At 62.2% G+C, this 7,378-nt stretch carries 6 protein-coding genes and 1 tRNA gene; 3 read left to right on the top strand and 4 right to left on the bottom strand.

Annotated features, from left to right (window positions below; genetic code table 11):
* Window positions 1-31 precede the first annotated feature (31 nt).
* Both rpmA and rplU read right to left on the bottom strand, forming a co-directional pair.
* On the bottom strand, window positions 32-301 hold the full coding sequence (gene rpmA / locus AC13QO_RS25430; RefSeq protein WP_004676172.1) for a 50S ribosomal protein L27: 270 nt from the start codon (window positions 299-301) through the stop codon (window positions 32-34).
* Window positions 302-335: 34 nt separating this feature from the next.
* Window positions 336-653, bottom strand: a complete 318-nt coding sequence (gene rplU, locus AC13QO_RS25425; RefSeq protein WP_007824851.1) for a 50S ribosomal protein L21 — start codon at window positions 651-653, stop codon at window positions 336-338.
* Between the two features lie 305 nt (window positions 654-958).
* Here rplU and AC13QO_RS25420 point away from each other — a divergent pair.
* The 3 genes from AC13QO_RS25420 to AC13QO_RS25410 all read left to right on the top strand — a co-directional run bounded on the left by AC13QO_RS25420 (window position 959) and on the right by AC13QO_RS25410 (window position 4,604).
* Window positions 959-1,048: transfer RNA gene (locus tag AC13QO_RS25420), tRNA-Ser, on the top strand.
* A gap of 428 nt (window positions 1,049-1,476) precedes the next feature.
* Window positions 1,477-2,919 carry a M81 family metallopeptidase gene (locus tag AC13QO_RS25415; protein WP_488542228.1) on the top strand — a complete coding sequence of 481 codons (1,443 nt, stop codon included), beginning with the start codon at window positions 1,477-1,479 and terminating at the stop codon, window positions 2,917-2,919.
* A gap of 353 nt (window positions 2,920-3,272) precedes the next feature.
* Window positions 3,273-4,604: a glucoamylase family protein gene (locus AC13QO_RS25410; RefSeq protein ID WP_488542230.1), complete on the top strand. Its 1,332-nt coding sequence runs from the start codon at window positions 3,273-3,275 to the stop codon at window positions 4,602-4,604.
* Between the two features lie 42 nt (window positions 4,605-4,646).
* Here AC13QO_RS25410 and AC13QO_RS25405 read toward each other — a convergent pair whose 3' ends face one another.
* Together AC13QO_RS25405 and AC13QO_RS25400 are read right to left on the bottom strand one after the other, a co-directional pair.
* Window positions 4,647-5,684: an ABC transporter ATP-binding protein gene (locus AC13QO_RS25405; protein WP_488542227.1), complete on the bottom strand. Its 1,038-nt coding sequence runs from the start codon at window positions 5,682-5,684 to the stop codon at window positions 4,647-4,649.
* Window positions 5,681-7,348, bottom strand: a complete 1,668-nt coding sequence (locus tag AC13QO_RS25400) for an ABC transporter permease (RefSeq protein WP_488542226.1) — start codon at window positions 7,346-7,348, stop codon at window positions 5,681-5,683. Before AC13QO_RS25400 ends, AC13QO_RS25405 begins: the two co-directional genes overlap by 4 nt.
* Window positions 7,349-7,378: the final 30 nt, after the last annotated feature.

The following is a 7,378-nucleotide window of genomic DNA, read 5'->3' as shown; positions in this document are numbered from 1 at the left end:
GAGACGCCGGCTGTTTTTGAGCGCTACCGGCTTATTCCGCTGCTTCCGCTTTCGGCATGACAGACACGTAGACGCGACCGTTGGCCTTCGTTCGGTAGTCCACATTGCCGGCGGTGAGTGCAAAGATCGTGTGATCCTTGCCCAGGCCGACGTTGGAACCGGGATGCCACTGCGTACCGCGCTGACGCACGATGATGTTGCCTGCGATGACGGCTTCGCCGCCGAACTTCTTCACGCCAAGGCGCTTGGATTCGGAATCGCGACCGTTGCGCGAGGAACCGCCAGCTTTTTTATGTGCCATTGGAGTTCTCCTTTAAACCTGAAACCCGTTGATCTTACTTGGCAGCCACGATGTCCGTGATACGGACGACCGTGTGATGCTGGCGATGGCCGCGCGAACGCTTCGAATTCTGACGACGGCGCTTCTTGAAGGCGATGACCTTCTTGCCGCGTGTCTGGTCGACGACTTCCGCCTTGACGGAGGCGCCGGCTACGAAGGGCGCACCGATCGCCGCGTCGGCGCCTTCGCCGATCACGAGGACTTCGGTGAATTCAATGGAGTCGCCAGCGGATGCTTCAAGCTTCTCGATGGTCAGCACGTCATTGGCTGCCACACGGTACTGCTTACCGCCGGTCTTGATGACTGCGAACATTTTTTATCCTTTCATGTTCGTTCCGGCGCTCCCCGCTATTTCCGCAGGTGGCCGTCTTTTTATCAGTCGAAGTTAAGCAGGGATTTCAGGGAACTAGCCCGGAACTCTGGTCTGCCGGTGAAACCCCGCGCGAGCGCGAGGCGGGCAAGGGGCGGACTACTCCACCCCTATTGCGGATGCGGGATACGCGAGTGACAGAAAGGTGTCAAGGCAAAAGGATGGAAAAGCTTGAGATTTCGGCTTGCCAACCTGTCATCTGCCCGTTATGAGAACGCCCGCGCCGAACAAGCGCCGACCAAGACCGCGGAGAGGTGGCAGAGTGGTCGAATGCACCGCACTCGAAATGCGGCATACCTGCAAGGGTATCGTGGGTTCAAATCCCACCCTCTCCGCCATCATGCTCCTGTCCGGACCGGCTATCCAACATTCGATTCTCGGGCTACGGCTGCGGTATTTTTCGCCAACAGCGGACGGCCGACCTTAATGTTTGGCTGGACCCGCCAGTGCTGACGCAGGATCGATCTCACACGCTTGAGGCCGGCGTTGCAGTTGCTTTGCGCTTGTTAAGCGAACCTCGCTCGCTTGAGCAAATCGGTTGCCAAGGCGCTCATCGAAAAATTTCTTGCATGACTGGATCCGGATCGTCGATCCAGGCGACCGGCCCGGAGCAAATTTGTTGTTTATTTGCGGTTGATTGGCTCGTTTCGCGAACTATCATCAGGATCGGACAAGGGGCACGTCTTCGGATTGAAACCGCCTCCGTGTTCAGCCCGTCGCCACCCGTACCTTTCCCGATTGCTCCCAGTTTCAACCGAGGTTCCCCATGCGCATTGCCGTCGGTGGCATTCATATCGAATGCAGCACATACAATCCCGTTCTGAATGAGGAAAAGGACTTTCGGGTGTTGCGCGGGGAGGGGCTGCTGGAATCGCCCTATTTCGCCTTTCTGAAGGATTATGATGCCGAGTTCCTGCCGACGATCCATGCCCGCGCCATTGCCGGCGGGCCGGTTTCGCGCGGCACCTATGAGGGCTTCAAGAGCGAATTCCTCGCGCGGCTGAAGTCGCTGCTACCGCTTGATGGTCTGTACCTTGCCATGCACGGCGCCATGTATGTCGAGGGCATGGAGGATGCCGAAGGCGACTGGATCGGTGCGGCCCGCGCCCTCGTCGGCGAGGAATGCACTGTCTCGGCAAGCTATGACCTGCACGGTAATGTCACCCAGCGCATCATCGATGCGCTCGACATCTACTCTACCTATCGCACCGCGCCGCATATCGATGTCGAGGAGACGATGCGCCGTTCGGTTTCCATGCTGGTCAAAAGCCTGAAAACAGGTGTGAGGCCGATCGTTCTCTGGGCGCCGATCCCGGTCGTCCTGCCCGGCGAGCGCACCAGCACGGTCGATGAGCCGGCGAAGAGCCTCTATGCCTTGCTGCCCGAGATCGATGCCATGGCGGGCGTCTGGGACGCATCGCTGATGGTCGGTTACGTCTGGGCCGACGAACCGCGCGCCACGGCCGCCGCTATCATGACCGGCACCGACCGCGCCGTGCTGGAGCGCGAGGCGAGGCGGCTCGCCAAGGCCTATTGGGAGGCCCGCGAAGACTTCGTCTTCGGCTGCGAGACCGGTTCGGTCGAGGAATGCGTTGCGAGGGCGATCGCCAGCCCGACCGCTCCCGTCGTGCTCGCCGAATCCGGCGATAACCCGACCGGCGGCGGCGTCGGAGACCGCGCCGATGTCCTAGCCGAACTGATCGCCAAAGGTGCTGATGGCGTCGTCTTTGCAGGCATTGCCGACAAGACGGCGACCGAAACCTGTTACGCCGCAGGTGTCGGGGCTGAGCTTGCCCTCAGTGTCGGGGCATCGCTCGATACCAAGGGCAGCAGGCCGGTCAATGCCCGCTTCGCCGTCAAATTCCTGCATGAGACCGCCGACGCGGCCGATCGGCAGGCGGTCGTTTCGATCGGCGGCATCGATCTCGTGCTCTCGGCCAAACGGCGACCCTACCACAATATCGCCGATTTCACCCGGCTCGGCCTCGATCCGCACGCAGCCAAGATCATCGTCGTCAAATCGGGCTATCTCTCGCCGGAACTGGCGCCGATCGCAAACCCTAACCTGATGGCGCTGTCGGAGGGCGTGGTCGATCAGTTCGTCGAGCGCCTGCCGCGGCTGCGCAAGCAGCATCCGACCTATCCCTTCGACAAGGATTTTGCCTTCGAACCGCGGGTCTTCCTCTCCGCGCGTTCGCTGCGGGCTTGAGGTCCTACCGACCCGAACAGAGAGGATTTTGCGATGCCGACGGGCTATGCACGCCGCAGCCACCCCGTGCCTGATACGGCCCTATGCAGTCGGACGATAGGGGGCCACGTCGCAGAGCGCCTGCAAGGCCACAAGTATTGCCTGAGATACGCTGTGCCAGTGCGGTGCGCGGCCGTCTTTTTGCTGCACCGCTTATATGACTTATGCTAGATATTATTTCACCGATAATTGTTAACGACCAATCGCCTCCGTTTGTGTTCTCTTATCCTTGCGAATCAAAAAGGTTTGATTTGCCCGGGGACGACCACCATGTTCATGCATGGGGCGGTGCAACAGTTGGGTAGGAGCCTACGCTGCAGCGGATCGAAGACATTGATGCAGCCCTCATAGACAGGTTGCAGCATTCGGCATTCAAGTACTTCCTGAAATATTCCAATCCCGAAAATGGCCTGGTGGCCGATACCTCGATCGGCGGCGTGCCGGCGAGCATTGCGGCCGTCGGTTTTGCCCTTTCCTCCTATCCGGTTGCTGTCGAGCGTTGCTGGATCAGCCGCAAGGAAGCAGCCGAGCGCACGGTCAATACGCTGCGTTTCTTCGCCGAGGCGCGCCAGGGCGAAGAGCGCCATGCGACCGGCCATCGCGGCTTCTTCTACCACTTCCTCCACATGGATAGCGGCAATCGCGCCTGGAACAGCGAGCTTTCGACCATCGACACGGCGCTGCTGATCGCCGGCGTACTGACCTCAGCGCAATATTTCAATCGCGGAGACGACGAGACGGAGATCGAAATCCGTCAGCTCGCGACCTTCATCTACGAACGCGTCGACTGGCGCTGGGCGCTGAACAAGGGTGACGCCATTTCCATGGGATGGAAGCCTTCGTCGGGCTTCCTGCGCTGGCGTTATCACGGCTTCGACGAGGCGATCATCCTTTATGCGCTAGCGCTCGCCTCGCCGACGCATCCCATCCCGCAGTCGAGCTACGACGCCTTCACATCGAGCTATTCCTGGATGATGTTCGGTGACCAGCCATATCTCTATGCCGGCCCGCTTTTCATTCATCTCTTTTCGCATGCCTGGATCGATTTCCGCGGCATCCAGGACAGGCCGATGAGGGAGCGCAACTGGGACTACTTCCGCAACACCCAGGTCGTCATCAACATGCAGCGCGACTATGCCGAGCGCAATCCCGGCGGTTTCGTCGGTTACAACAGGAATGTCTGGGGCTTTACCGCCTGCGACGGCCCACCGCCCACCCGGCGCATGCGCGGCGGCCGGCAGCCGAAGGTTCTGGGTTATGCCGCACGCGGCGCGCCGCTCGGACCTGATGACGGCACGATAGCACCCTGGGCCGCACTTGCCTGCCTGCCCTATGACCGGCAGGCGGCTCTCGACGGCACCAAGACGCTGCTGACCACCTATCCGAACCTGCTGTTGGAGGGAGGCTTCCCCGGCGGCTTCAATCCGACCGTCCAGACCAAACGTCCGGAGGGTTGGGTGGACGACCGCACCGTCGGCATTGACCAGGGCCTGATCGTCATGACCGTGGAAAACGAGCGTTCCGATTTCATCTGGAAGCTGATGCGGCAATCGCCGATCATCCGCCGCGGGCTCGAGCGCGCCGGCTTTACCGGCGGCTGGCTTGAGGACATCGAGCCGCAAGAGCTGGTGCGCAGGGTCGGTTAGCGCACAAACCGACGGAAATTGATTTTCCGGAACGGATTATGCTCAGCGATCGAAGACGTGTGCCTTGCCCGATATATCCAGGCGCACGAGATCGCCTCGCGAGGGAAGGGCGACGCTCGAGGTTTTGATCCGGATCGGCGGCAGGGCAACGCCATCGAGCGAGACGGCGACCGTGCAGACCGCGCCGCCGAACTCCACCTCGACAACCCGTCCGCCGTAGTCGCGATCGCTTTCCCCGGCAATGACGCGAATCTGCTCGGGCCGCAGCATGATTTCCGCTTTGCCCTGGCGGCTGCCTTCGACGGCGACATGGCCGAGAGCGCAGTCGGCAAGACCGTTCCGGATGATGGCCGGAAGCAGCACGGCATCGCCGAGGAACAGCGCCGTCTCGCGGTCTTTTGGATGCAGATATAGCGTTTGCGGCGATCCCGCCTGGATCAGCCGCCCTTCCCTCAGGACCGCGACCTGATCGGCAAAACTCAGTGCCTCTTCCTGATCGTGCGTCACGAGGACCGCGGTTATGCCGGCCGCCTGCAGGACGCGCGCGACAGCTTTGCGCATGTTTTCCCGCAAGCCGGTGTCGAGCGCCGAGAATGGTTCGTCGAGCAGCATCAGCCGCGGCTTGCGACCAAGCGCGCGGGCGAGCGCCACGCGCTGCTGCTGCCCGCCGGAGAGCTGGTGCGGGCGCCGCGCCAGCATGCCGCGGTCGAGCTCGACCATATCGAGCAGTTCGGCGATGCGCCGCTCACGATCGGCAGCACCCCGTTCAAAGCCGAAGCCGATATTTTCAGCCACGCTTAAGTGCGGAAACAGCGCGCCATCCTGGGAGACGATGCCGATGCCCCGCTTGTGGGCCGGCACCGCCGCCAGGCCATCGGCCAGCACGTCGCCATCCAATGTCACCCTGCCGGCATCGGCTTGCTCGAAGCCGGCGATGATGCGCAGCAGGGTCGTCTTGCCCGAGCCGGACGGCCCGATGACGGCTGTGCGGCTGCCGGCCTGGACATCGAGCGAAATATCCTTCAGCGCCTGGACAGGCCCGTAGCGCTTGCTGATGTTTTCGATCGTAAGCAGCGTCATTGGCCGGCGGTCCGTTTCGATTGCGTATAAAGCGTCAGGGTGAGCGGCAGCGACAGCACGACCATCATGACAGCGTAAGGGGCGGCCGAGACATAATCGATCTCGCTCGTCAGTGACCAGAATTCCGTCGCCAGCGTATCGACGCCGTTTGGCGAGAGCATCAGCGTCGCCGTGAGTTCATTGGTAATGCCAAGTGCGGTCAGGGCGATGCTGGCAGCGGCCCCCGGTGCGGCAAGCCGCATGGTGATCTGCCGCACCGCCTGGCCGGGGGTGCGGCCGAGGCCCATTGCGGCGCGCTCCAGCTCCACCGGCGCCTGGGCGATGCTGGCGCGCAGGCCGACCATGGCCCGGGGCAGGAAAAGCATCACATAGGCGACGAGCAGCGTTGCGAAGGTCTGATAGAGCGGCAGCACGATACGAACGGTGATCGTCACCAGCGCCAGCGCCACGACGACGCCGGGCAGCGAGCCGACATAATAGTGGCAGGCTTCGAGCAGGCGCTGAAAGCGGCCGGGCGCGCGCACAGAAAGCCATGCCATGGGGGCTGCGGCAATCGTCGCCAGCACGCCGCCGGCCATAGCGAGCGCCATCGTCTGCAGGAAGGCGGTGCCGACTTCGATGCGCCAGATCTCGCTGCCGCCGAGATAGAGCCAGCGGCCGAGTGTCAGCAACGGCACGCCGAGCGTCAGCACCGCCAGGACAACAGGCAGCAGGATGGCCGGCCCCACGAACCAGCCGAGACGCCGGCGATCGGCCGGACGCGGCGAGCCGGAGCCGACGCGGGCATAACGTTCGTTGCCGCGCAGCAGCACTTCGAGGCCAAGCAGGAAAAGGCAGCAGGCAACGAGTACACCGCCGAGCATGTTGGAGGCCGGGCTGTTGTAGGAGGATTGGAACTGGTCGACGATCGCGGTGGCGAAAGTGTCGAACCGGATCATGACGAACAGGCCGTATTCCGACAGCAGGTGCAGCGCGATCAGCAGCGACCCGCCGCAAATGGCAAACCTCAACTGCGGCAGCACGGTTCGGAAGAAGACGCGCCAGGGGTCGAGACCAAGGGAGGCGGCGGCATCCTCGATGGCCGGGTCGAGACGGCGCAACGCTGCGGCAACTGGCAGATAGAGAAAGGGATAGTAAGCGAGGACAGAAACGAAGACACCGCTCTCAAGGCCGCGCATGCCGGGGATAAGGCTGACCCAGGCATAGCTGTGCACGAAGGCCGGCACCGCGAGCGGCGCGATCGCCAGCCAGGCCCAGAGCCTGGCGAACGGTATATCCGTCCGTTCGGTCAGCCAGGCAAGCGTCACGGCCAGCGCGATCGACAGCGGGATGGTGATCGATTCCAAAAGAACCGTATTGATGAGGAGTTCGCCGACACGGGCCCGGAAGACGAGTGTTTTCACCGTCTCCCAGCCAACATCGTAAGTTATCCAGCCGATGAAGCCGAGCGGCACGAGACTGAAGATCGCGATGACGGTGGCGAGTAGCATCACGGGCGCGTGCGGCATGCGCCGACGCGGCAATAGCATTCGCGCGCGTTTCGGCGCGACCGGCGCCTCGTTGCCGGCGACGAAAAATCTGTTGTCCTGCAGCAAGGCCGATGCCTTCATACGCTGAAAAAGGAAGGCAACCGTCTTGGAAAGACAGTTGCCCGATCCCGTCATGCCCTAAGGTTTTCTTGAGCCAAAAGCAAT

The sequence above is a fragment of the Rhizobium sp. CNPSo 3670 genome (assembly GCF_057784555.1).
Note: the sequence above shows the minus strand (reverse complement) of the source record. Positions and strands in the feature narration are given on the sequence as shown.